The sequence below is a fragment of the Bradyrhizobium sp. SZCCHNS3016 genome (assembly GCF_032484535.1).
Lineage (GTDB): Bacteria > Pseudomonadota > Alphaproteobacteria > Rhizobiales > Xanthobacteraceae > Bradyrhizobium.
On sequence record NZ_JAUETE010000014.1, the window covers coordinates 87,861 to 108,231 of the forward strand.

General features: G+C 63.9%; 26 protein-coding genes. 10 read left to right on the forward strand and 16 right to left on the reverse strand.

Features of this window, described 5'->3' with window-relative positions; genetic code table 11:
* Positions 1-17 precede the first annotated feature (17 nt).
* A complete protein-coding gene (ychF, locus tag QW881_RS24655) occupies positions 18-1,115 on the forward strand; it encodes a redox-regulated ATPase YchF (protein WP_315757359.1) in 1,098 nt (365 codons plus the stop codon).
* A 15-nt stretch (positions 1,116-1,130) separates the two neighbouring features.
* On the opposite strand, the gene QW881_RS24660 is transcribed toward ychF, so the two are convergent.
* Positions 1,131-1,421 carry a DUF4282 domain-containing protein gene (locus QW881_RS24660; protein WP_315714083.1) on the reverse strand — a complete coding sequence of 97 codons (291 nt, stop codon included), beginning with the start codon at positions 1,419-1,421 and terminating at the stop codon, positions 1,131-1,133.
* Between the two features lie 220 nt (positions 1,422-1,641).
* Here QW881_RS24660 and QW881_RS24665 point away from each other — a divergent pair, with 220 nt between their 5' ends.
* The 3 genes from QW881_RS24665 (at position 1,642) to QW881_RS24675 (ending at position 2,841) form a co-directional block, all read left to right on the forward strand.
* Complete coding sequence (locus QW881_RS24665; protein WP_315757358.1) at positions 1,642-2,103, forward strand: MaoC family dehydratase; 462 nt, start codon at positions 1,642-1,644, stop codon at positions 2,101-2,103.
* Entirely contained in the window at positions 2,103-2,582 is a 480-nt protein-coding gene (locus QW881_RS24670; RefSeq protein ID WP_315733971.1) for a MaoC family dehydratase, read from the forward strand. Before QW881_RS24665 ends, QW881_RS24670 begins: the two co-directional genes overlap by 1 nt.
* Positions 2,583-2,691: 109 nt before the next feature.
* A complete protein-coding gene (locus QW881_RS24675) occupies positions 2,692-2,841 on the forward strand; it encodes a hypothetical protein (protein ID WP_315714401.1) in 150 nt (49 codons plus the stop codon).
* A 56-nt stretch (positions 2,842-2,897) separates the two neighbouring features.
* On the opposite strand, the gene QW881_RS24680 is transcribed toward QW881_RS24675, so the two are convergent.
* The 6 genes from QW881_RS24680 to QW881_RS24705 all read right to left on the reverse strand — a co-directional run bounded on the left by QW881_RS24680 (position 2,898) and on the right by QW881_RS24705 (position 6,259).
* Positions 2,898-3,161 (reverse strand): hypothetical protein, encoded by a 264-nt coding sequence (locus QW881_RS24680; protein WP_315757357.1) that lies wholly within the window; start codon positions 3,159-3,161, stop codon positions 2,898-2,900.
* Positions 3,162-3,192: 31 nt separating this feature from the next.
* On the reverse strand, positions 3,193-3,606 hold the full coding sequence (locus tag QW881_RS24685; RefSeq protein WP_315714086.1) for a hypothetical protein: 414 nt from the start codon (positions 3,604-3,606) through the stop codon (positions 3,193-3,195).
* 151 nt (positions 3,607-3,757) lie between these two features.
* Positions 3,758-4,687, reverse strand: coding sequence for a hypothetical protein (locus tag QW881_RS24690; protein WP_315757356.1), 930 nt, complete (start codon positions 4,685-4,687; stop codon positions 3,758-3,760).
* A 134-nt stretch (positions 4,688-4,821) separates the two neighbouring features.
* Positions 4,822-5,262 (reverse strand): nuclear transport factor 2 family protein, encoded by a 441-nt coding sequence (locus QW881_RS24695; RefSeq protein WP_315733968.1) that lies wholly within the window; start codon positions 5,260-5,262, stop codon positions 4,822-4,824.
* A gap of 182 nt (positions 5,263-5,444) precedes the next feature.
* Complete coding sequence (locus QW881_RS24700; RefSeq protein WP_315714089.1) at positions 5,445-5,711, reverse strand: hypothetical protein; 267 nt, start codon at positions 5,709-5,711, stop codon at positions 5,445-5,447.
* Positions 5,712-5,812: 101 nt separating this feature from the next.
* Positions 5,813-6,259, reverse strand: a complete 447-nt coding sequence (locus QW881_RS24705; protein ID WP_315757355.1) for a nuclear transport factor 2 family protein — start codon at positions 6,257-6,259, stop codon at positions 5,813-5,815.
* 301 nt (positions 6,260-6,560) lie between these two features.
* Between QW881_RS24705 and QW881_RS24710 the strand changes: the two genes are divergently transcribed.
* A complete protein-coding gene (locus QW881_RS24710) occupies positions 6,561-6,782 on the forward strand; it encodes a hypothetical protein (protein ID WP_315714380.1) in 222 nt (73 codons plus the stop codon).
* A gap of 1,338 nt (positions 6,783-8,120) precedes the next feature.
* Entirely contained in the window at positions 8,121-8,759 is a 639-nt protein-coding gene (locus tag QW881_RS24715; protein WP_316172915.1) for an MT-A70 family methyltransferase, read from the forward strand.
* Between the two features lie 14 nt (positions 8,760-8,773).
* Here QW881_RS24715 and QW881_RS24720 read toward each other — a convergent pair whose 3' ends face one another.
* The 6 genes from QW881_RS24720 to QW881_RS24745 form a co-directional block, all read right to left on the reverse strand.
* On the reverse strand, positions 8,774-9,952 hold the full coding sequence (locus QW881_RS24720) for a DGQHR domain-containing protein (protein WP_316159086.1): 1,179 nt from the start codon (positions 9,950-9,952) through the stop codon (positions 8,774-8,776).
* Positions 9,936-10,559: a hypothetical protein gene (locus tag QW881_RS24725; protein WP_316159085.1), complete on the reverse strand. Its 624-nt coding sequence runs from the start codon at positions 10,557-10,559 to the stop codon at positions 9,936-9,938. Before QW881_RS24725 ends, QW881_RS24720 begins: the two co-directional genes overlap by 17 nt.
* 235 nt (positions 10,560-10,794) lie before the next feature.
* Complete coding sequence (gene uvrB / locus QW881_RS24730; RefSeq protein WP_316159084.1) at positions 10,795-14,073, reverse strand: excinuclease ABC subunit UvrB; 3,279 nt, start codon at positions 14,071-14,073, stop codon at positions 10,795-10,797.
* Between the two features lie 188 nt (positions 14,074-14,261).
* Positions 14,262-14,444 (reverse strand): hypothetical protein, encoded by a 183-nt coding sequence (locus QW881_RS24735; RefSeq protein ID WP_315733962.1) that lies wholly within the window; start codon positions 14,442-14,444, stop codon positions 14,262-14,264.
* Positions 14,445-14,647: 203 nt separating this feature from the next.
* Positions 14,648-14,860, reverse strand: a complete 213-nt coding sequence (locus QW881_RS24740; protein ID WP_315733961.1) for a hypothetical protein — start codon at positions 14,858-14,860, stop codon at positions 14,648-14,650.
* Between the two features lie 66 nt (positions 14,861-14,926).
* A complete protein-coding gene (locus QW881_RS24745) occupies positions 14,927-15,850 on the reverse strand; it encodes a LysR substrate-binding domain-containing protein (protein ID WP_315757352.1) in 924 nt (307 codons plus the stop codon).
* 90 nt (positions 15,851-15,940) lie between these two features.
* Here QW881_RS24745 and QW881_RS24750 point away from each other — a divergent pair, with 90 nt between their 5' ends.
* From QW881_RS24750 to QW881_RS24760, 3 genes are read left to right on the forward strand one after another with little or no spacing between them, the layout of a single operon-like run.
* On the forward strand, positions 15,941-16,705 hold the full coding sequence (locus QW881_RS24750) for a sulfite exporter TauE/SafE family protein (protein WP_315757351.1): 765 nt from the start codon (positions 15,941-15,943) through the stop codon (positions 16,703-16,705).
* Between the two features lie 7 nt (positions 16,706-16,712).
* Positions 16,713-16,952, forward strand: a complete 240-nt coding sequence (locus QW881_RS24755; RefSeq protein ID WP_315757350.1) for a hypothetical protein — start codon at positions 16,713-16,715, stop codon at positions 16,950-16,952.
* A 30-nt stretch (positions 16,953-16,982) separates the two neighbouring features.
* Positions 16,983-17,678 carry a glutathione S-transferase family protein gene (locus tag QW881_RS24760; RefSeq protein ID WP_315757349.1) on the forward strand — a complete coding sequence of 232 codons (696 nt, stop codon included), beginning with the start codon at positions 16,983-16,985 and terminating at the stop codon, positions 17,676-17,678.
* On the opposite strand, the gene QW881_RS24765 is transcribed toward QW881_RS24760, so the two are convergent.
* Positions 17,675-18,457: a crotonase/enoyl-CoA hydratase family protein gene (locus QW881_RS24765; protein ID WP_315757348.1), complete on the reverse strand. Its 783-nt coding sequence runs from the start codon at positions 18,455-18,457 to the stop codon at positions 17,675-17,677. The genes QW881_RS24760 and QW881_RS24765 overlap by 4 nt on opposite strands.
* A 102-nt stretch (positions 18,458-18,559) precedes the next feature.
* On the opposite strand from QW881_RS24765, the gene QW881_RS24770 reads away from it, so the two are divergent.
* Positions 18,560-19,189 carry a helix-turn-helix domain-containing protein gene (locus QW881_RS24770; RefSeq protein ID WP_315757347.1) on the forward strand — a complete coding sequence of 210 codons (630 nt, stop codon included), beginning with the start codon at positions 18,560-18,562 and terminating at the stop codon, positions 19,187-19,189.
* Here the strand turns inward: QW881_RS24770 and QW881_RS24775 are convergent.
* Together QW881_RS24775 and QW881_RS24780 are read right to left on the reverse strand one after the other, a co-directional pair.
* Positions 19,164-19,649, reverse strand: coding sequence for a hypothetical protein (locus tag QW881_RS24775; RefSeq protein WP_315757346.1), 486 nt, complete (start codon positions 19,647-19,649; stop codon positions 19,164-19,166). The two genes, QW881_RS24770 and QW881_RS24775, sit on opposite strands and share 26 nt — an antisense overlap.
* Before the next feature lie 15 nt (positions 19,650-19,664).
* Positions 19,665-20,231 (reverse strand): hypothetical protein, encoded by a 567-nt coding sequence (locus QW881_RS24780; protein WP_315757345.1) that lies wholly within the window; start codon positions 20,229-20,231, stop codon positions 19,665-19,667.
* Between the last annotated feature and the right edge of the window lie 140 nt (positions 20,232-20,371).

Genomic DNA, 20,371 nt, shown 5'->3' on the forward strand with positions numbered 1-20,371 from the left:
AGGATGCGGGACGGGTCATGGGATTCAAATGCGGAATCGTCGGGTTGCCCAATGTCGGCAAGTCGACGCTGTTCAATGCGCTGACGGAGACGGCGGCGGCGCAGGCCGCGAACTATCCGTTCTGCACCATCGAGCCGAATGTCGGCGAGGTCGCCGTGCCCGATCCGCGGCTGGAGAAGCTCGCGGCCATCGCCAAGTCGGGACAGATCATCCCGACGCGGCTGACCTTCGTCGATATCGCCGGCCTGGTGCGCGGCGCCTCCAAGGGTGAAGGCCTCGGCAACCAGTTCCTCGCCAACATCCGCGAGGTCGACGCGATCGCGCATGTCGTGCGCTGCTTCGAGGATTCCGACATCACCCATGTCGAGGGCAAGATCGCGCCGCTCGCCGATATCGAGACCATCGAGACCGAACTGATGCTGGCCGATCTCGACAGCCTCGAGAAGCGGGTCGACAACCTGTCCAAGAAGGCCAAGGGCGGCGACAAGGATGCCAAGGAGCAGTACGAGCTCGTCACCCGTGCTCTGGTGCTGCTGCGCGACGGCAAACCGGCGCGGCTGTTGGAGCGTAAGCCTGAGGAGGAGCGCGCCTTCGGCATGCTCGGCCTGCTGACATCCAAGCCCGTGCTCTATGTCTGCAATGTCGAGGAAAGCTCTGCCAAGGACGGCAATAGTTTCTCCCGGGCGGTGTTCGCGCGGGCCAAGGAAGAGGGCGCGGTCGCCGTCGTGATCTCAGCCAAGATCGAGTCTGAGATCGCGACGCTGTCGCGCGAGGAGCGCGTCGACTTCCTGGAGACCTTGGGGCTCGAAGAGGCTGGCCTCGATCGGCTCATCCGCGCCGGCTATCAGCTGCTCGACCTGATCACCTATTTTACCGTAGGTCCGAAAGAGGCGCGGGCCTGGACCATTCACCGTGGCACCAAGGCGCCGGCGGCTGCCGGCGTCATCCACACCGATTTCGAGAAGGGCTTCATCCGCGCCGAGACTATCGCCTTTGCCGACTACGTCGCGCTTGGCGGCGAGGCGGGCGCGCGCGAGGGCGGCAAGCTGCGGCTCGAAGGCAAGGAGTATGTCGTCGCCGACGGCGACGTGATGCACTTCCGCTTCAACAACTGAGAGCCTGTGGGGCGGTTACATCCGCCCCTGCTCGCGGATCGCGCCGAGGTGCTCGTTGATACGGAAGACGATCAGCACGAACTCGGCGATGATGCGCGAGAACACCATGCCGACGATGATTCCGGCGAGCGAGGACAACAGCATCAGGAAACCGCCGAACGGGCTGATCGCCATTTCGGAGAGGCCCGTGAAAATGCCGCGAATTCCCGACAGGATGATCAGCGCAATCACGAGCCAATAGAACGTCTTGATGATGGTGGGCGTGATGAAGCGGTCCCACTGGAACAAATCGCGAAATTCCAACATCCTGATCCCCCGGCCACGTCCGAATCGAAGTCGAATCCGTCTTTAAGTCCTGCTCGACTCTCGCGCCAGACGACATGCGCGGCGGCCGAGTTGGTCCCAGTGTGTGGCGCCTTCTGGCACTCTCGTGCGACTGGACCGGGCGTCAGCCATGCGAGCGGCCCGGTTGTGATTGCTGCAAAGTGCGGCCACAATCGGGCTTCTTTCAGCCATTCCCAGCCTCATGACCCTCACCTTCGAAGATTTTCCGCAAGGCCCGTTCGGCAGCTTTGGCCCGCGACACGTCACCCGCGACGAGATCATCGCCTTCGCCTCTGAGTTTGATCCGCAGCCGATGCATTTGGACGAAGAAGCCGCCTCGCAGTCGATGCTCAGGGGCCTGTCCGGCTCGGGCTGGCACCTCTGCTCGCTGATGATGCGCATGATGTTCGACGGCTTCATCGGCCGCACCGCCTCGCTCGGTTCACCGGGCGTCAACGAGGTCCGGTGGCTCTCGCCCCTGCGTCCCGACGATGAGCTGATGCTCGATGTGGAGGTTCTGGAGGCGCGGGTGTCGCGGAGCCGTCCGTCGACGGGGATCGTCACTTTCAAATGCAGCGTGCGCAACAAGGCAGGTATGAGACTTTGCGAGATGGTCTCGCCGATCATTGTCGAGCGCCGTGAGAGCCGCGGGCAGGTGGGCTGATGCGCTTTTTCGAAGATCTTCAGGTCGGCCAGCGCCGCGAGCTCGGCTCCTACACGTTCACAGCCGAAGAGATTAAGCGCTTTGCCGTTCAATTCGATCCGCAACGCTTTCACCTCGACGAGGAAGAGGGCCGCCGATCGCTGTTCGGCGGGCTCGCGGCATCGGGATGGCACATCGGCTCCGTCTGCATGAAGCTGATCGTCGCGGATAATCAGCGCCTCCTGGAGATCGCGCGCTCGCGCGGCGAGCCGATCGTCCTCGGAGGTCCTTCTCCCGGTTTTCGGGATCTGCGCTGGCACAAGCCGGTGCTTGCGGGTGATACGATCAGCTTTTCCAGTGAGATTGATTCGCTTCGCGCGTCGGCGTCGCGCCCGGAGTGGGGCATCCTGCAGGCGCGCAATACCGGCATCAATCAGCACGGCGATCTGGTGTTCTCGGTGCTGGCATCGGCCTTTGTCCCTCGACGGAACGAGGGTTGAGGCGAAAAGGTCACGCTTCGTAGGATTGTCGGCGCGGAACGAACTTCGCGCTAACGCATTCTGAACTCCGACTCTATAAGACAGCCAATCAGGGATCAGGATGTGGGGGATGAGTATGGCAGATCGCGGTGGTCTGAAACTCCTCGGCTTTATCTTTGCCAGCGTGACGCTCGCGGTGATGCTCGCGACGGGAATGGTCGTTAAGGGCTATGCCGACGGCTCGTACTCGCTGGAGACGTCAGCGACGATCAACGAGTGACGGCTTAACTACTCGTTAACCAGAACGGACCACGCGGTCCTGTTTGTAGAGGCGGTCTAGCGGCTCCAGATGAGCACCATGACCGCCATCGCCACCACCAGCAAACCGACGAAGCGGACCATGATGGTCCCGATCCGCTGAGGCTCAGGCCTCAGAGGAATCGGATCGGTGTTTTCCGGCCGGATCGTTTCCATGTAAGTGACACCCTTTTGACGCAACCTGCCCGCCACGAGATGGGCGGGAGTTGGTCGCGGGAGGGCCGGGTCACGTTCAAGGGCGAGGCGCTGCAAAGACGAAAACCGCCGCGCGATGGCTCGCACGGCGGTCCTCTTCAAGGTCCGGAAAGAACGCTCAGCTGCTGCGCAGGCCGTCGGCGGCGCGCTTCCACTGCGTGACGTTCTCGGCGATCGCGCGGGTCGACTTCATCGCCGCCTGGCTGAGCTGCGCGTAGCTCGCGATCTCGCGCTGCACGCGCTGGCCCTCGGCATGCAGCAGTTCGCGCAGGCTCTCGAGCTCCCCGATCAAGTTCTCGATCTCCGACAGGGAGGTGCCGGCGACGCGCTGGATCAGCGTGGTGACGCTGTTCACCGCCGCATCGGCATCGATCGAAGCCTCGGCCGTGGCGGCCGCATTGGGACGGCGCAGATAGGCGATATCATTACGGACGAAATCACGAATGCCGGCCTCGACTTCGGAGACCGCCGCCAGATCCGTATCCAGCTCGGCTTCAGTTCCATCGATCTTGTCCGGACGAATGACATTCATCGGCTATTTCCTCATTTCGCGTTCAAGCGAGCGCGGTGTCCCCGCACGACGAACTTCTCAAAGCCTATCAGTGCGGCCAAATTGGGCCGCACCGCGGCGAAGTTGCGGCGATGGTTCGACCATTCGTGGCGGGCTGCCGCAATGGTGAACGTCACCAGCTCCGCTTGAAGCCGGCTGAAATGCTCTTGCTGGTGCCGCCCTGCGCGGTCTCGCTGACCGAGCCGGATACGCTCAGGCCATCCGACAGCTTCTGCTCGGCACCGAGCTTGCGCAGCCATTTGTCGTCGCTGGACGACAAGGTCTGGCCGGCGGTGACGCTCGTGCCGGTGTCGCCGATCGAGAGCCTGGCGGATTGCTCGGTGTCGAAGCTGCGGCTGGTCTTCGGCGCCGCGCCGGGAATCGGCACCATGCCCTGCTGGGTGACGTTGTAGCCGTTCTGCAGGGTCAGATTGTAGTGATCGATCGGCACCGCCTTGGTGATGGTGGTGCCGAGCCGGCTTTGATCCGAGCCGGGGTCGACGCGGGCCTCGATGGCGGTCTTGTCCCAGATCGAGCCGGCGCCAGGCGCGGTGACGGCCGCCCAGGCCGAGCCGCCGGATTGCGGAGCATTGCCGCCGTTCTCGGCCTTCTCCGCCAGCAATTCCGACATCGTGGTCGGCTGCCGCGCGACCGTCATGTCGGCGCCGACGCGGGCGTCCCAGAACGGCGACACCGACTGCTTGACCGACACGCCCGAGGCGAGGCTTCCCTTGTTTTGGTTCGACCAGTCGAGCGCGGCGGCTTTCTCTGCGGCGGCCTTGCGCCGCGCCGCGGCGGCGGCTTCGGGACGGTCGAGGAAGGTGGTGTCGTCGATTGCGAGCTGGCTCCAGTCGAGCTTTTCGACGTCGATGTCCTTCATCGGGTCGGCCGCTGCGGCCTGGTCCTCGGACTTGTCATCGTCCTCCGGCGCCGGCGCGATCTGCTGCCAGGGCACGATCTGCAGCGGTTGCGGCGCCTGCATCAGCGTCTGGGCCTGCGCGGCGGACGCAAGAAGGCCGAAGCCGGCCGTAAAAACCGCCAGCGCGCAACCATACGATGTCATGAGAGCAACCCCCGCCGCCCGAACCTGTGTGCCGGAATATGGTGGAATCTTGGCGCAAAATTATGGCTGCGCCAGTCACGATCTGTTGGGTTGTCGGTGAGTGCGACCACAATCCAACGCGCGGGGCGGCGGGCTCAGGCGAAGCTGCCGATGCGCGGCAGGTCGATGGAGCGGCCGAGCGTCTGCTCGACCAGATCGAACGTATCGATCAGGATCCGCAGCCGGGCGAGCTTTCCGGCGCGGAATTGCATGAATTGCGCGAGCCGCGCGGTGATCGGCTTGTCGGAATCCTGCGCCGTCATCGCACAGCGGACCATCGTCGCCGCGCTGGTCTCGTCCAGCATCAAGGTCTCGCGCTCCAGCCGCCGGATGCTCACATTGTCCGCGATCTGCCTGACGGCGTCGAGCACCGCCGCGCGGCCGTGCCGCGCGCCGAGGAAGGGAAACATGTCGATCGGGCCGTAGATGGCCCAGTCGATGTCGTCGTCGAGAAGCTCGGCGAAATCGTCGAAACGGCGGTCGTTGATCGCGCCATGCAATGCGCGCGACAGACGCCAGAGGCTGTGCTCCGTCATCGGCTCGGGATCCTGAACTGGCTTGCGAGGGGGCGCGCCGGCCTGAAGGCGACGTCGCAACGACGTCGCGCCGGGGCGCCGAATCTATCTCTCTTACGCCGCCTCACATAAATCAGCCACCTGCGCGCGCAACGGCTGTTTTTGCATTGCACAAATGCGCGCGGCAGCCGGTCGCCGCGCCCCTAACGCCCTTCGTGCTGCATCCGCTGCTGCGCGATCGCGACCTCGTGGTCGCGGAAGGCGGCCATGCCGAACAGGGTGGCGCCGGCGAGACCGCCGATCAGGGCGCCGAGCGGCATGAACGTGAAGAACACCAGCATGCCTGCATAGCCTTCGAATTCGCTGGTGTTGAACAGCTCGATCCAGGCCAGTCCAAGCCCTACTCCGATCGTCGCGCCGCCGACCACGCCCATCACCAGTCCGGCCATCGCCAGGAATGCTATTCTCATGTCACCGATGCCTCGTATACCACCGCTGATGGGGTGCGGAGCCCGGGCCACAGGTTCAAGGCAACGGCGCCGCCGGTGGTGACGTTTGCGTGATCGGTCGGTCAGGGCCGGGCGGCGCCCGCGATCAGCAGCCGGCTGAGATCGCATTCCAGCACCTGCTGCACCAGGTCGTAGGTGTCCATGATCTCGCGGATGCGGGCGACGCGGCCGTCGCGCAGCGTGTAGAAGGCCGCGACGTCGTATTGCACGATGCGGTCGTTGTCGCGCTTGCGCAGGAAGATGCGCAGATCCACGGCGACCTGGTTGCCTTCGCAGATCATGGTCTTGATCTCGTGCCGGACCTCGGCATAGCGGCTGCGCGCCGTCTCCCACATCTGCCGCACCTCGGCCTTGCCCCGGCGGCCGCCGAGATGGGGGAAGATGTCGATCGGCGCCGAGGCGAAGTGCTCGAGATCGTCGGTGCAATGCGCCAGCACGCTGTCGAAATCGCCGGCGGCATGGGCCTCGAGCAGCTTGCGCACGCGCTGCTTGTTGATGTGCTCGATCATCCTGTCTCCACTGACGGGAACGCCCGCGTCGGCGATGGCGTTCTGGAGATGCCGGCCCGCAGCCGTCAACCACTTGCGTCACCGTCTGCCGGCGCAATGCGCCGGTACGGTGAACGGAAGCTTGGCGCGGGATCGCGTCATGATCATGTCTCGGGCCATCTCTCACCCCATGGGTCATCCCCGCGCGCGAAAGGTTCGCGCAAGGCGTCATGTCGGTTGCAGGGCGGGAACCGCTCCGCGTCGCCGTTACCCCGCACCATTCTTGCGGAGCTCGGTCACGAAGATGTCGATCACGAAGACCATGCTTGCCGCCTCCGTCGCAGCGCTGGCGCTGCTGTCGACGCAGGCCGCCGAGGCCAAGGGATGCATCAAGGGCGCCATCGTCGGCGGCGTTGCCGGCCACTATGCCGGTCATCACGGCGTGCTCGGCGCGGCCGCCGGCTGCCTCTATGGCCGTCACCGTGCCAAGGAGCAGGAGCGTCAGCAGCAGCAGGGCCAGGTCAACGGGCAGGGCCGGACGTAGTTGATCCGCGCGTCCATCGTGCTTGGCATGCCTTCACCTCAAGCTGGTGGCGATGGTCCGGCGTGACCGGGCGTTCGGTCCGTGCCAGAGGTGCCGGCTACAAGGGAGCGCCGCTTGTTCGCGTCGTGGCTTTTTCCGTTACGCCAGCGAGGATGATGCGCATCGGCCTCAACAAACCCTGTTGTCGTCCCGGCGAACGCCGGGACCCATACCCCCGGGGAGCGGTTTGAGGCACGCTTGCTATTGGCTTCTTGTCCCTCACGACCGCCGCTGCGTATGGATCCCAGGTCGCCGCGCCGCGCTGTCGCGTCGCAGCTTGCCCGCGACGGCAGTGGAGAGAACAACGGATTTACGATTCAAACAGCTAAGGATTGCTCCGGGACACGACGGCGCGGTCTCGCGGCATGTGATGCCCGAGTGATGCGATCCGCGTGGCCCTCGTGAGTGCAGAGGGCGCAGGGAATGCCGGGTGAAGGCCTCACCCATGGCCCGCCTGCGAAAAAAAATGCAGGCGGCAGGTACCACAGGCAAAGCCGATTCAACCGGCATTCCCTGCGCGACGGTCTTCACGCTTATACGCAGTCTCCCTGGTGCGCCGGGCTTGTTGGCCACCATCCCCAGCGCAATGCGCTCGCATTGCGCCAGGTTGATACCAGCATCGGGGTATCAGGACGCTGCGACTTCACGTCCGCAAGCGATCGTTCGTCCGCGTCTTCGTGAGAAGACGCTGCGATCTCTCGCGGCCATCGCATCCCCGCCTCGCGTGTCGTGACGATCGCGCGCTACGCCCCTCTGCGGTGAGGCGGGATGCGGGGAGATAATCATGATTTCCGATAAAGCGCAAGGAATTTTTATTTTTCGGAATCTTGACAGCCATGCTTGTGTCGTTCGGCGGCCGTCTGGTGGAACGCGTCCTGGGGCTGCGCCCTGCGCCCTGCGCCGTCCGCGCGTACGATGTGGACGTATTGAGGGGAGTGTTCGACGTTCTCTGCGGCGTCATTCCCGGGCGACTCGTCAGCGTCGAGCCTGGAATCCATAGCCGCAGGCGTCTGAGGCTCCCATGGCTCAACGCTGGTCAAGGTGACGAGCGAACCATTCTGCCGCATGACCAATTCGGCCAGGTTCACGCGGGGACGGCCACGTATCCCTCGCGCCGCGCGGTCCAAACCTGCTCGTATTGTTTGCACCGATAGACGTAACCGATAGACGTACAGGACAAGGCGTTGCGAGAGCCTCTTGACCCCGCGTCAATATTCAGATCTACAGGAAAACATAGTTTACGATTTTTGAATCTTTTTAGCTTTCAATTAAGTGGCTGAAATGGCGTTGAGAGTGGCGATGTCGGATCCTGACGCAGACCTCCGGAGATACTTGGGGCAACGTCGCTTCGCGACTGTTCTAGCAGATCCTCCGTGGCGGTTCGCCAACCGTACCGGCAAGATAGCGCCAGAGCACGCGCGACTGTCGCGCTATGGAACGATGAAATTAGAAGAGATCGCGAGTCTACCTATAGGAGACTTTGTAAAACAGACCGCACATCTTTATTTGTGGTGTCCAAATGCCCTTCTGCCGGAGGGACTAGCTGTTATGGCTGCATGGGGGTTCGACTATAAATCTAACATCGTTTGGCACAAAGTCCGTAAAGATGGCGGTTCTGACGGGCGCGGGGTGGGGTTTTATTTCCGCAACGTCACAGAATTGCTGTTGTTCGGGGTGCGAGGAAAAAATGCGCGAACACTCGCGCCGGGTCGGCACCAAGTCAATTTGGTTGGTGCCCGTAAGCGTGAACATTCCCGCAAGCCGGACGAGCAGTACGAGATAATTGAAGCCTGTAGTCCGGGACCGTTCCTCGAGTTATTCGGACGTGGGCTTCGTCGAGGCTGGTCCACGTGGGGTAATCAGGCGGACGAAAGCTACGCGCCGACTTGGAAAACGTACTCAAATCATTCGCGAGCCGGTGCGCTCACTTTAAGTTAACCTGCGGGCTTGCTTTAGTTAGTTGGCTGCTGGATCGTCTCTTGTCCACGCAGTATCCTGAAAAGGCGCGCCTCGCCACTAGCCCCGGGAGCAAATTCATCGGTGTTGAACATTTGGTCGTCTACCTCGACCCTCTTGAAAACTCTATCTAAGAACTTGGACGATGTTGGTACGTCGCCAGGGGCGGCTACTTCGAGATAAGCGTAGCGTAAAAATCGCATTAGCGCTCGAAATCCATTTGTTCTGTTTAGCATCATCCCCCTGCCTCGTTCGTTCCAAGCGGAAGGCCATCGGTCGCGAACAGCATTGAAGTAATTGGATACTATTTCTGCGATCGAAAGGTCTTCCTTCGCTACGAACAGGTTTCGAAGGGGCATCTTGTATAGTTCCTCGCCGTAGGTCTTTTCTAGGTTGCCTCCTCTAAGCAGGATATCGCGGTCCTTTTTCGGGTCCGAACTTATATAGGGCATCAAAGCTTCAACAAATGTTGCTTGTGTGATCGGTTCAAACACCCGCCCTTCGGTAGCGAAGCCAAGCCTTTTTATCCGCTGATGAAGTGCGCAGTTCTTGTCCCTATCCAGGGCGACCGCGATGTTGTGGCATGTTTTCTGTGGGCTAGGTGTGCGCGCGAGCGAAAACAAATCGTAGACAAGACTCTTGTGGACTTTTGTTTGTTCGAGATTCACTGTCGCAAAAATCTGAGCTTGATCGGCGATATCTGCTCCGACGAATAGCGTTACAGGGACATCGAATGTTTCGCGATTAAAGGCCCGCAACCCTGCAATTCTGTGTTGGCCGTCTAACACGCGCGCCAACTTTCCGATAGGAATAGAGGGGGCGGCTTCACCCTTGCGGCAATTTGAAACTTTCATCGTATTGGCGTTCTGGTCGAATGATGCGAATTCTTCATCTATCGCCAGAATGACAGAGGTTGGAAACGAGGCGTCCTTGTAAGTTACGTAGTCTGCTAAACTTCTTACTCGATCATCGTCAAGCGGTCTCTGTATGCCGAGATAGCGTTCTACATCTCGGTCCTCTTGGAGCACTCGCCTGACGTCGAAGTAAGAGATTCGGATTAGCGTCTTAAACGGAATCGATGCAATGAAGATGTCGCCAATGGGTTGCGTTGCGCGGATGCAAGCGAACGAATATTCAATTGGGTCTGGGTCGACAACCTCAGGCGTTTTGGGCATTCGATCGTCTTTCCCACTCCGTCGCAAATGTATCTTCGTCAAGTCTGGCTGACTTCACGAAATCAGTCATCGCGTTTCGATATGCTGATGCAGCAAAGAAGCAATAGAGGGAAAAGAGATAGGTGAACACCGATGCCCAAAAGACGCCGGAGAGATTAAACTTTATTCCGCTTTCGTGCGAGCTAAGGACAGGATTTTTCATAAGACTAAAGGCAAAGCCTGCGAAGACGCATATGACTGCTGAGAAAAGGACGAAAGCGAGGCCGTGAGGAAAAGCAATTACCAAGCTGAACTTATTTGGACCGCTGCCGATTTCTCCGTACTTGCGCGTTATTATGAAGATTAGTGGACCGAGGAGGGCGGCTGAGTAGATAAATAATTCCCCTTCGTCGATCGTCTTTTCGACGTGTCCGAAAAAACTAACGTCTGTCTGAAAAATTATCGGACCCAGTAGTGGCATAATCCAGAGCGGCATCGTTGTGAAAATTGTTGTGATGCACAACTCTGCCCATGCTTCGCGAAGGTCTCCCCGAGAACATTTTGGGAAGTCGCGGCTAAATGGAATGAGATAAAGTAGCAGGTTAGCAATTGCTCGGATTGCTGCCATAATGGCTCGCCGTCGAAATCATGAAAGTCCATTTAGCGCCGTCAATTGATATTGTGTCAAGATCGGTGGTCTGTTGATGTGGATTCTTGGTCTGGTTGTGGATGGTTGCGGCATTTTTCTTTTCTTGGAATTAGGGCGAGGACCTGAAAATCTTGTAGAGGCGGATCGTTCGTCCACGGGGCATTCCGCTATCGCTGCCTTGATCAGGCAGGCGTTCCGACGTCCACTTCAAACCTCACCGCTTCTTCCACCCACCTCGCTTGCCCGGCGCGCCACCCGTCGACCGCGGCGCCGGGCCGAATTCGGGGCCGGACTCGCGGGAGTTGGTGGGCTGGATGATCTTGCTGCTGCTGCCGAATGGCTTTGGCGGCAGCTTGGCGTTGGGGCGGTAGGGCAGGGATTCCGGGCCGTGCATCTCGTCGAGATGCGGCTTGTGGACTTTGGAGCCGGTGCGCGAGCCGCCGCTCATGATATCGTCGAGGGACGGCACGAGCGGGTCGCGGGGCTTCACCCCACCCCGGCCGCCCTTGGCGGCCGACCCTCCCCCTCCAGGGGAGGGTGAAGAGGAGCCGCCAGCGCGTGTCGCAGCGCCGCGGCCCTTCATCGCCGTGGTCGGGAGATTGGCGGCGTCGCCGTACTTCTTGGCGCCGGCGTAGCTGCCCGCCTTGCCCTGCACGGTGCGCTGCTTGGCGGTGGGGTCGTCGACGACGGCGAGCTCGGTGGCGCGCAGGCGCTTGACCTCGTCGCGCAGGCGGGCGGCTTCCTCGAAGTTCAAATCGGCGGCGGCTTCGCGCATGCGGGTTTCGAGATCGGCCAGCACCGCCTCGAAATTGTGGCCGATCGAGATGACGTCGTCGGTAGTGGTGCCGCCGCCGGTCTCGATCAGCACGTGGTCGCGCTCGTAGACCGAGTTGAGGATGTCGCCGATCGACTTCTTCACGCTCTCCGGCGTGATGCCGTGGGCCGTGTTGTACTCGACCTGCTTCTCGCGGCGGCGGTTGGTCTCGGCGATGGCGCGCTCCATCGAGCCGGTCATCTGGTCGGCGTAGAGGATCACCTTGCCGTCGACGTTGCGCGCGGCGCGGCCGATGGTCTGGATCAGCGAGGTCTCGCTGCGCAGAAAACCTTCCTTGTCGGCGTCGAGGATGGCGACCAGCGCGCATTCGGGAATGTCGAGGCCCTCGCGCAGCAGGTTGATGCCGACCAGCGCGTCGAAGGCGCCGAGGCGCAAGTCACGGATGATCTCGATGCGCTCGATGGTGTCGATGTCCGAATGCATGTAGCGGACGCGGATGCCCTGCTCGTGCAGATATTCGGTGAGGTCCTCGGCCATGCGCTTGGTCAGCACCGTGATCAGCGAGCGATAGCCGGCCTGCGCGGTAGCGCGGACCTCGCCGAGGAGATCGTCGACCTGGGTGCGGGCGGGGCGGATGTTGACGGGCGGATCGATCAGCCCGGTCGGGCGGATGACCTGCTCGACGAACACGCCGCCGGCCTCGTTCAGCTCCCAGCCGCCGGGGGTCGCCGACACCGCCACCGTCTGCGGCCGCATCATGTCCCACTCCTCGAAGCGCAGCGGGCGGTTGTCCATGCAGGAGGGCAGGCGGAAGCCGTATTCGGCCAAGGTCGCCTTGCGGCGGAAGTCGCCGCGGAACATGCCGCCGATCTGCGGCACGGTGACGTGGCTCTCGTCGGCGAACACCAGCGCATTGTCGGGGACGTATTCGAACAGCGTCGGCGGCGGCTCGCCGGGCAGCCGGCCGGTGAGATAGCGTGAGTAGTTCTCGATGCCGGCGCAACTGCCGGTCGCCTCCATCATCTCGATGTCGAAGGTGGTGCGCTGCTCCAGCCGCTGCGCCTCGAGCAGGCGGCCCTGCGCGTGCAACTGGTCGAGCCGGATCTTCAGCTCCGACTTGATCGACTTCATCGCCTGCACCAAAGTCGGGCGCGGCGTCACATAATGCGAATTGGCGTAGACCTTGATGAACTCCAGCTCGTCCTGCTTGTGGCCGGTGAGCGGATCGAACTCCTCGATATTCTCCACGGTGTCGCCGAACAGGTTCACGCGCCAGGCGCGGTCCTCATAGTGCGCCGGGAAGACGTCGATGACGTCGCCCCGCACGCGAAAGGTGCCGCGGGTGAAATCGTGCTGGGTGCGCTTGTATTGCAGGGCGACGAGGTCGGCGATGAGCTGGCGCTGGTCGATGCGCTCGCCCTTCTTCAGCGCGAAGGTCATCGCGGTGTAGGTCTCGACCGAGCCGATACCGTAGATGCAGGACACCGAGGCGACGATGATGACGTCGTCGCGCTCGAGCAGCGCGCGCGTCGCCGCGTGGCGCATGCGGTCGATCTGCTCGTTGATCGAGGAATCCTTCTCGATATAGGTGTCGGTGCGCGGGACGTAGGCCTCGGGCTGGTAGTAGTCGTAATAGGAGACGAAGTATTCGACCGCGTTGTCGGGGAAGAAGCTCTTGAACTCGCCATAGAGCTGCGCGGCGAGCGTCTTGTTCGGCGCCAGGATGATCGCCGGGCGCTGCGTCGCCTCGATCACCTTCGCCATGGTGTAGGTCTTGCCGGAGCCGGTGACGCCGAGCAGCACCTGGGTGCGGTCGTTGCGCGCGATGCCTTCGACCAGCTCCTTGATCGCCTGCGGCTGGTCGCCCTTCGGCTCATAGGCCGACTTGATCTCGAAGCGCACGCCGCCTTCGGACTTCTCCGGGCGGGGCGGGCGGTGCGGCGTCCACACCTTGAGCGAGCCGTCGTCCTTGCGGAACTCGGGACGGCCCTCGCGGATCAGCGACTCCAGCGCTTCCGCCGTGGCCTTGACGCCGAGCGCCTCCATCTTGTTGCGCGGCGGGCGGGCGAGCGCCTCCTCGTCGTCCTCGGCCGTGGGCAGGCCAAGCTGCCGCGCCAGCTCGGGATCGAGCGTCGGGATGGTGGCGGCGGTGCCGTAATTGGCTTGCGGCGCTTCGGCGAGGCCGGAGGATGAGGCGGCGTCATCCGCCCCGAGGGGTTGATGCGAAGGAGAGAGGCCCCCACCCTGGCCCTCCCCCGCAAGCGGGGGAGGGGACGCAAGGCGCGTGGCCTCGATATCCTCGCTGGCAGCGGTGTGCGACGCCGGCCGTCTGGAGCCCTCCCCCGCTTGCGGGGGAGGGTTGGGTGGGGGCAGGCTCCGAGTCTCGCTCGTCGACGTCTGGCGCGCTCCGGCCGGCTGCGGATTCGGCCGCAGCGGCATGGACCGCGCCGAGGCGTCGCCCGTCGCAACCTCGGCACTCCTGCCCTTGGTCGACGCCCGCGCGCGGTGCGCGGCGGCCTCGCCGCCGCTGCGGCGGTCCCAGGAATTGTCCGGCGGAGGCTTCAGTCCCGTTGAGGAACCGATGCCGCTCTCGCCGCGGTTGATGGCGGGATTGAGCAGCTCGGCGAGCGCGGGCGCGATCGGCTGCACGTCGGGCCGGTGCGCTTTCGATTTCGGAGTTCGGCCAGGCTTCTTGGGGGTGTCGGGGGTCTTCGCCATGGCCCGAATATGGGACGGATGACGCCGACTTGAAAGAGTGATCGGGCGCCGCGCAGCGGCCTTGCTGACAGCATGGTGGCAGCAGGACGGCCCGAGATGCGCCTGCACGCGGAAGGCCACACGAGATCAGCAAGCGACTCGCGAGCCGTGGCGCGCGCGATGGCGCTCCAGCGACGCCTCGCTGCGGTTCAATGCCGGGTCGGCTGCTCGACGATGTCGAGATGCACGCCGTGGCAGGCGACGCATTGCAGGGCCCAGTACTCGGAACCGCCGCGGCCGTTGATGACGCTCAGGACGCTCAGCTCGGCATCGCAGTCCGGGCATCGCGTACGCACCGAATAAGCGAGGTGTTTGACGGCAGGCTCAGCCATGAATTGCAGTCCGCATTACGAATACACTCGGCATTTCGAATTGGCGTTTGGATTGTTGGCTTGGAACCGTCTGGCCGCGCGGATGGACTCTCGGGGACTTCACTCTCGAAGATTGTTCCACGTCGCGCTATCCGTCTTTTCCCGGGGGGCGGTCGATATCCTCCGTTGCATGCTCGAAGCGACGGCCTATCAGCTGGCCGTCGTCAGTCCCACCGCTTGCGGAAGCGGTCGATGTGGCTCTTGGCATCGGCGATCGCCATGTCTGCATCGGACCAGGCAAAGCCGACTTCGAGAGACGGGAACGAAACACCATTGATCACCACCGGGGTCATGTCCGCGCGGCGGATCCGCGCGTGCCACAAGCCGCGTCCTGCTTCGAACGGCTCGATGGCGAAGTCCTCGTACAAATACGTCATTGCGCAGTCCTGGATGTTCCAAACTGCAACAACAGCATGAGTTTGTCCGAGCATTTGTGAACAGGTTCACACGTCAGCGTCTTTTTTGAGCGCGTCCCTGCGCTGAGAATTCCGGGTCGCGGGTTGCGACGCTGCGCGCATGATCCAGCGCCGGAACGCGGCGAAATCACGTTGGCCGGCCTGGAAATGGCGGTAGACAAGATACCAGCGCTCGCCTTTTGGGACGGTCAGTGCGAATGGTGCAACCAGGCGTCCCGCCGCGAGGTCATCGTCGATATAGGGACGGATGCCCATCGCGACGCCGAGCCCGTCGATCGCGGCCTGCAGCGCATGCCCGTAATACTGGAACTCGGTGCCGCGCGCGCTGACGCGGGTGACGCCCGCGGCCTTCAGCCACAGCGCCCAGTCCTCGGCCGCATGCGACACCCGCAGCAGGCTCGGGCCCTTGAGGTCGGCCGGTTTCTTCAAGGTCGCGGCCAGCCGCGGCGTGCACACCGGCACGAGATCGGCGGCGAACAGCGGCTCGGCGACGAGACCCGGCCAGGCGCCGTGGCCGAGCTTGATGCCGCAGCTCCAATCGTCGCCGAACGGCACCGCCGCCCCGCCGGTGGTGATGCGGACCTCGATGTCCGGCTGCTCGGTGCTGAAATCGGCGAGCCGCGGGATCAGCCATTTCATCGCGAAGGTCGGACCGACGCCGAGCGTCAGCACGCGCATCGACGACGGCGCCATGATCTGCGCGGTCAGGCTCGACAGCGCATCGAAGATCGGCGTCAGCCCGCTCTGATAGGCGCGCCCCGGCGCGGTCAGCGCCAGGCGGTTGGCCTTGCGCTCGAACAGCACCACGCCGAGCCGCTGCTCGAGCAGGTTGACCATGCGGCTGATCGCGGCCGCGGAGACGTTGAGCTCGCTGCCGGCCGCGGCGAAGCTGCCGGTGCGCGCCGCCGCCTCGAATGCCTTGATGCCGTTGAGGAACAGCAGCCGTCTCATCGAGCCCTCAGGAAAACTGATGGAGGGCAAGATAACTCGGTTTGTGCGGCTGTCACCAGTGCGACAATCTGCATGGCGAGGAGATCAGCCATGACACCAGCCCTGATTGCAGCGCTCGGATTGCTGATGGTGGCGACGGCGTTCCTGTCGGGCCTGTTCGGCATGGCGGGCGGGCTGATCCTGATCGGCGTGCTCTTGGCGATCATGCCGCTGCCGGCGGCGATGGTGCTGCACGCGGCGACGCAGATGGCGTCCAACGGCTGGCGCGCGGTGCTGTGGCGCCGGCATATCCGCTGGCGGCCGGTCGCGGTGTATCTCGTCGGTTGCGCGCTGGCACTCGGCCTGTGGTCCCTGGTGCGCTACGTGCCTGACAAGCCGGTCGCGCTCCTGCTGCTCGGCGTCACGCCGTTCATGGCGCGGCTGATGCCGGCCGGCCTCAGGCCCGATCCGGACAGCGTCTGGCAGGGCGCGATCTACGGCACGATCTGCATGGGGCTGATGCTGATGACCGGGGTGTCGGGGCCGCTGCTCGACACGTTCTTTCTCGGCGCGCGGTTCGACCGCCGCTCGATCGTCGCCACCAAGGCGACGTGCCAGGTCGCGAGCCACCTCACCAAGCTGATCTATTTCGGCGGCATCATCGATCAGGCCGCGGGCCTCGATCCCGTGCTCGCGCTCGTCGCCGTCGGAGCGTCGATGCTCGGCACGAGCCTGGCGCGGCGGCTGCTGGAGGCGATGAGCGAGCAGCAGTTCCGCACCTGGGCCAACCGCATCATCACGGCGGTGGCGAGCTACTACATCCTCTATGGCGGCTGGCTGCTGCTGGCCGCGCAGAGCTCGGCGGCGGCAGAGTGAGGTGCGCATGGCCGTATCGGCATACCCCCTGGTGCTGGACTTCATCGAATGGATCGCGCGCGCGCCGCGCAGCCATGCCGAGGTGGTGGCGACGTGGCGAACGAGCTGCCCGCGGCTGACGGTGTGGGAGGATGCCGCCGATCTGGGCTATGTCACGCGCGAGGCGATCGCGGGCGTCGGCCTCTTCATCGTCGTCACCGATGCCGGCGCGCAGCTGTTGCGCGACAACGGCCGCGTCGCGCGCTAGAACGGTCCGGAGTTGGAGGAAAGACCGGGAATGGCAGTGAAGCTGTATGAACTGGTCGGGACCGATGCGGGCCGCCCGTTCAGCCCCTATTGCTGGCGCACGCGGATGGCGCTGGCGCACAAGGGCCTGAGCGCAGAATCGATTCCGTGGCGCTTCACCGAGAAGAGCGCGATCGCGCCGCATGGATCGGAGAAGGTGCCGGTCATGCTCGACGGCGACCGCGCGGTGGCCGACTCCTGGACGATCGCCAACTACCTCGAGGACACCTATCCGGGCCGGCCGTCGCTGTTCGGCGGCGCCGGCGGCCGCGCGATGGCGCGCTTCCTCAATGCCTGGGGTGACGTCGCCATCGTCGGCGGCATCTTCCCGCTGATCATCGCCGACATCCCGAAGAACCTTGCCGCCGAGGATGCCGACTATTTTCGCAAATCGCGCGAGGCGCGGTTCGGCAAGAGCCTCGAAGAGGTCATGGCGACGCGCGACCAGGCGGTCATCGGCTTCCGCAGATCGCTGGAGCCGCTGCGCCAGACCTTGAAGACGCAAGCCTTCATCGGCGGCGACGCGCCCGACTATGCCGACTACATCGTGTTCGGCGGCTTCCAATGGGCGCGCGTGGTGAGCCCGTTCCGGCTGCTGGAGGAGAGCGACAGCGTCCATGCCTGGCGCGAGCGGCTGCTCGATGCGTTCGACGGGCTGGCGCGCAAGTCGCCGGGCCACCCGGTCTAGAAACGCGGCGGCCGGCGCTCGCGCCAGGCCGCCAGCCCATCGGTGAGATCGCGGCTGCCGACCAGGCTCGCGAACTGCTCGCTCTCGACCTGCAGCCCCTCGCCGACCGCCATGTTGAGCCCTCGCGTCGCGGCGGTGATGATGCCGGCGATGGTGTCCGGCCCGTGCCGGATGATGCGCTGCGCCAGCGCGCGCGCCGCCGGCAACAGCTCGTCGTGCGGCACGACGGCGTTGACGAGGCCGATCTCCAGCGCGTGCTGCGCCGGGAAAGCGTCACCGGTCAGCAGCAGCTCGAGTCCGCGCTTGCGGCCGACCAGCCGCGGCAGCCGCTGCGTGCCGCCGAAGGTCGGCGGCATGCCGAGCCTGATCTCGGGCTTGGCGAAGCTGGCGCGCTCGCTCGCGACCGCAAGATGCACGGCCTCGGTGATCTCGCAGCCGCCGCCGAAGGCGAGCCCGTTGACCGCGGCGACGACCGGCTTGCGGAACGCCTCCAGCCGCGCCGTCATCGCCTGGCCGCGCCGCACGAAGTCGCGCAGCGCCGCGGCGCGCCCCTTGCGGACGCTCTCGGTGAATTCGTCGATGTCGGCGCCGGCCGAGAAGGCGCGTTGTCCCGCGCCGGTGAGGATCACGGCCCTGACGCCGGCATCGGTCTCGATGCGGTCGAACGCGGCCATCAATCGATCGATCAGCGCGTAGCTGAGCGCGTTCAGTCGCTCCGGCCGGTTCAGCGTGATCGTGGCGATGCGGTCGGAGATGTCGAGCAGGATGAGGTCGGTCATGGCGTCTCGCAGGCTGGCGGTTGGAGCAGGCGAAGACTAGGCGTCGCGGCAGCCGAGGTATATTCACTGATGAGTATACATTGACCGAGACCGAGCGCCGCCATGCCCCGATCCTCCGATCCCACGCCCGCCCGCATCGTCGCCGCCGCGAGCAGGCTGTTCTATGCCGAGGGCATCCGCGCCGTCAGCGTCGACGCGGTGGCGGAAAAGGCCGGCGTCACCAAGAAGACGCTGTATTATCATTTCCGCAGCAAGGACGATCTCGTCGCGGCCTATCTCGCCGCGCGCGACCAGCCGAACCTGGAGCTGTTCAAGCGCTGGTTCGATGAGACCGAGGGCGCGCTGCCCGACAAGATCGCCGGGATCTTCAATCAGCTTGCGCGCGCCGCGCGGCATCCGAAATGGCGCGGCTGCGGCTTCCTGCGCACCACCGCGGAGCTCGCCAATCTGCCCGGCCATCCCGCGATCAGGATCGGCGCCGCCCACAAGAAGAAGTTCGAGGCCTGGCTGCAGGCGATGTTCGAAGAGCAGGGAATTGCCGAAGCGGGCGAGCTCGCGCGGCAGATGCTGCTGCTGCTCGACGGCGCATTCGCGGTCGTGCTGCTGCATCGGGACGCCAGCTACATGGAGACCGCGGGCGCGGCGGCGCGGACGCTGGTCGCGGCGGCGCTGCCAAAGGGGAGGCGATATGCTTCCCGCAGGACCGTCAGCCGGCGCAGCCGCGTCCCCTGACCCGCTCGCCGCGAACGATCGTTGCGACCATCTGGCTCGCCATGCCGTCGAAATCGGATGGCTTGATGTAGCCGGCGGCGTAGGCTTCCTGGGTCAGGCGTTCGATCCGGCGATCCTCGGCGGTCGTCCAGACGCCGGCGATGTAGGCGGCGCCGGCCGGACCATAGGTCTCGGGATAGCGCTCGTTCTGGTTCTGCCGATGATAGTAGTAGTGGTTGAGGCCGCTGATGAAGCTGTCGCGATTGGCGCCGCAGCGGTCGCTCCAGGCCAGATCGAGCGCCTTCAGCGCGTCCTGGCGCTGCGAGCGCCGGGCGTCCTCGGTGTATTTCTCGTGGTCCTGAAACTCCGCGCCCGTGACGGGCGGAAACGCAGCCGCCGCACTCGGCGCGTCGGTCAGGAACAGGCGTCCGCCAACCTGCCAGACGAGGATGGCTGCGATGATGAAGATCAGCCGGTTCATGGCAGCGCTCGTTTGCTATCGTCGTTCGCGTTGCGCCTGCCGGATACGGCACACCGACGATTCGTCGGACCAGAGACCGGGGCCGGCGAACATCGGGACGTCCTCGCGCACATCGGCCGGAAAGTCCGCCTTGGTGATCCCCTTCTCGTCGAAGGCTTCGAACAAGGCCTCCCTCACACGCTGATCGAGCGGCGTGCCGACGCTGTCGGCCGCCTCCTGGAGCGATTTGTCCGTGCAGATTTTTGCGCCCCAGAACTGCCGCTTGCAATCCAGCTTGGCGACATAGGCGCGAGTATAGGCTGTCAGTGCGTCCACCAGGTTCTGCTTCATGGTCTTGTCGCATGGCGACAGCTTGTAGGCCGTCGCGGCCTGCAGCGCGTCCATGCGCAACGCGTCGAGCTTGGGATTCTTGTCGCTCTGCGAGGTATGCTCCGCGAGCCACGCCTTGCGCTCGAACTCCTTTGCCTCCGGGCCGCCGAAGGTCTTGTCCACCAGGGGAGATAGAGGCGTCACAACGGCCCCGCTCTCGCGCAAGGGCGCAGCGAGATTTGCCGCGGTTTCAATCGAAGCCGTCCGAGTCATGCCCCGCCACGGTCCATCTGGAAGCGGAAAGCCTCTCACCGCCCAACTCACACCTGCGAACGCAACCAAAAATGCCGCACCTGCGGCGCCAATAAATCGCAACATGAAAGAAGCCCATCCGCCAACGCCTGTACGGTAGT

What these genes read in the sequence shown, in the direction of transcription:
- ychF (WP_315757359.1), top strand. Translation starts at nt 18, where the DNA reads ATGGGATTCAAATGCGGAATCGTCGGGTTGCCCAATGTCGGCAAGTCG.
- QW881_RS24660 (WP_315714083.1), bottom strand. Translation starts at nt 1,421, where the DNA reads ATGTTGGAATTTCGCGATTTGTTCCAGTGGGACCGCTTCATCACGCCC.
- QW881_RS24665 (WP_315757358.1), top strand. Translation starts at nt 1,642, where the DNA reads ATGACCCTCACCTTCGAAGATTTTCCGCAAGGCCCGTTCGGCAGCTTT.
- QW881_RS24670 (WP_315733971.1), top strand. Translation starts at nt 2,103, where the DNA reads ATGCGCTTTTTCGAAGATCTTCAGGTCGGCCAGCGCCGCGAGCTCGGC.
- QW881_RS24675 (WP_315714401.1), top strand. Translation starts at nt 2,692, where the DNA reads ATGAGTATGGCAGATCGCGGTGGTCTGAAACTCCTCGGCTTTATCTTT.
- QW881_RS24685 (WP_315714086.1), bottom strand. Translation starts at nt 3,606, where the DNA reads ATGAATGTCATTCGTCCGGACAAGATCGATGGAACTGAAGCCGAGCTG.
- QW881_RS24690 (WP_315757356.1), bottom strand. Translation starts at nt 4,687, where the DNA reads ATGACATCGTATGGTTGCGCGCTGGCGGTTTTTACGGCCGGCTTCGGC.
- QW881_RS24695 (WP_315733968.1), bottom strand. Translation starts at nt 5,262, where the DNA reads ATGACGGAGCACAGCCTCTGGCGTCTGTCGCGCGCATTGCATGGCGCG.
- QW881_RS24700 (WP_315714089.1), bottom strand. Translation starts at nt 5,711, where the DNA reads ATGAGAATAGCATTCCTGGCGATGGCCGGACTGGTGATGGGCGTGGTC.
- QW881_RS24705 (WP_315757355.1), bottom strand. Translation starts at nt 6,259, where the DNA reads ATGATCGAGCACATCAACAAGCAGCGCGTGCGCAAGCTGCTCGAGGCC.
- QW881_RS24710 (WP_315714380.1), top strand. Translation starts at nt 6,561, where the DNA reads ATGCTTGCCGCCTCCGTCGCAGCGCTGGCGCTGCTGTCGACGCAGGCC.
- QW881_RS24715 (WP_316172915.1), top strand. Translation starts at nt 8,121, where the DNA reads ATGTCGGATCCTGACGCAGACCTCCGGAGATACTTGGGGCAACGTCGC.
- QW881_RS24720 (WP_316159086.1), bottom strand. Translation starts at nt 9,952, where the DNA reads ATGCCCAAAACGCCTGAGGTTGTCGACCCAGACCCAATTGAATATTCG.
- QW881_RS24725 (WP_316159085.1), bottom strand. Translation starts at nt 10,559, where the DNA reads ATGGCAGCAATCCGAGCAATTGCTAACCTGCTACTTTATCTCATTCCA.
- uvrB (WP_316159084.1), bottom strand. Translation starts at nt 14,073, where the DNA reads ATGGCGAAGACCCCCGACACCCCCAAGAAGCCTGGCCGAACTCCGAAA.
- QW881_RS24735 (WP_315733962.1), bottom strand. Translation starts at nt 14,444, where the DNA reads ATGGCTGAGCCTGCCGTCAAACACCTCGCTTATTCGGTGCGTACGCGA.
- QW881_RS24740 (WP_315733961.1), bottom strand. Translation starts at nt 14,860, where the DNA reads ATGACGTATTTGTACGAGGACTTCGCCATCGAGCCGTTCGAAGCAGGA.
- QW881_RS24745 (WP_315757352.1), bottom strand. Translation starts at nt 15,850, where the DNA reads ATGAGACGGCTGCTGTTCCTCAACGGCATCAAGGCATTCGAGGCGGCG.
- QW881_RS24750 (WP_315757351.1), top strand. Translation starts at nt 15,941, where the DNA reads ATGACACCAGCCCTGATTGCAGCGCTCGGATTGCTGATGGTGGCGACG.
- QW881_RS24755 (WP_315757350.1), top strand. Translation starts at nt 16,713, where the DNA reads ATGGCCGTATCGGCATACCCCCTGGTGCTGGACTTCATCGAATGGATC.
- QW881_RS24760 (WP_315757349.1), top strand. Translation starts at nt 16,983, where the DNA reads ATGGCAGTGAAGCTGTATGAACTGGTCGGGACCGATGCGGGCCGCCCG.
- QW881_RS24765 (WP_315757348.1), bottom strand. Translation starts at nt 18,457, where the DNA reads ATGACCGACCTCATCCTGCTCGACATCTCCGACCGCATCGCCACGATC.
- QW881_RS24770 (WP_315757347.1), top strand. Translation starts at nt 18,560, where the DNA reads ATGCCCCGATCCTCCGATCCCACGCCCGCCCGCATCGTCGCCGCCGCG.
- QW881_RS24775 (WP_315757346.1), bottom strand. Translation starts at nt 19,649, where the DNA reads ATGAACCGGCTGATCTTCATCATCGCAGCCATCCTCGTCTGGCAGGTT.
- QW881_RS24780 (WP_315757345.1), bottom strand. Translation starts at nt 20,231, where the DNA reads ATGACTCGGACGGCTTCGATTGAAACCGCGGCAAATCTCGCTGCGCCC.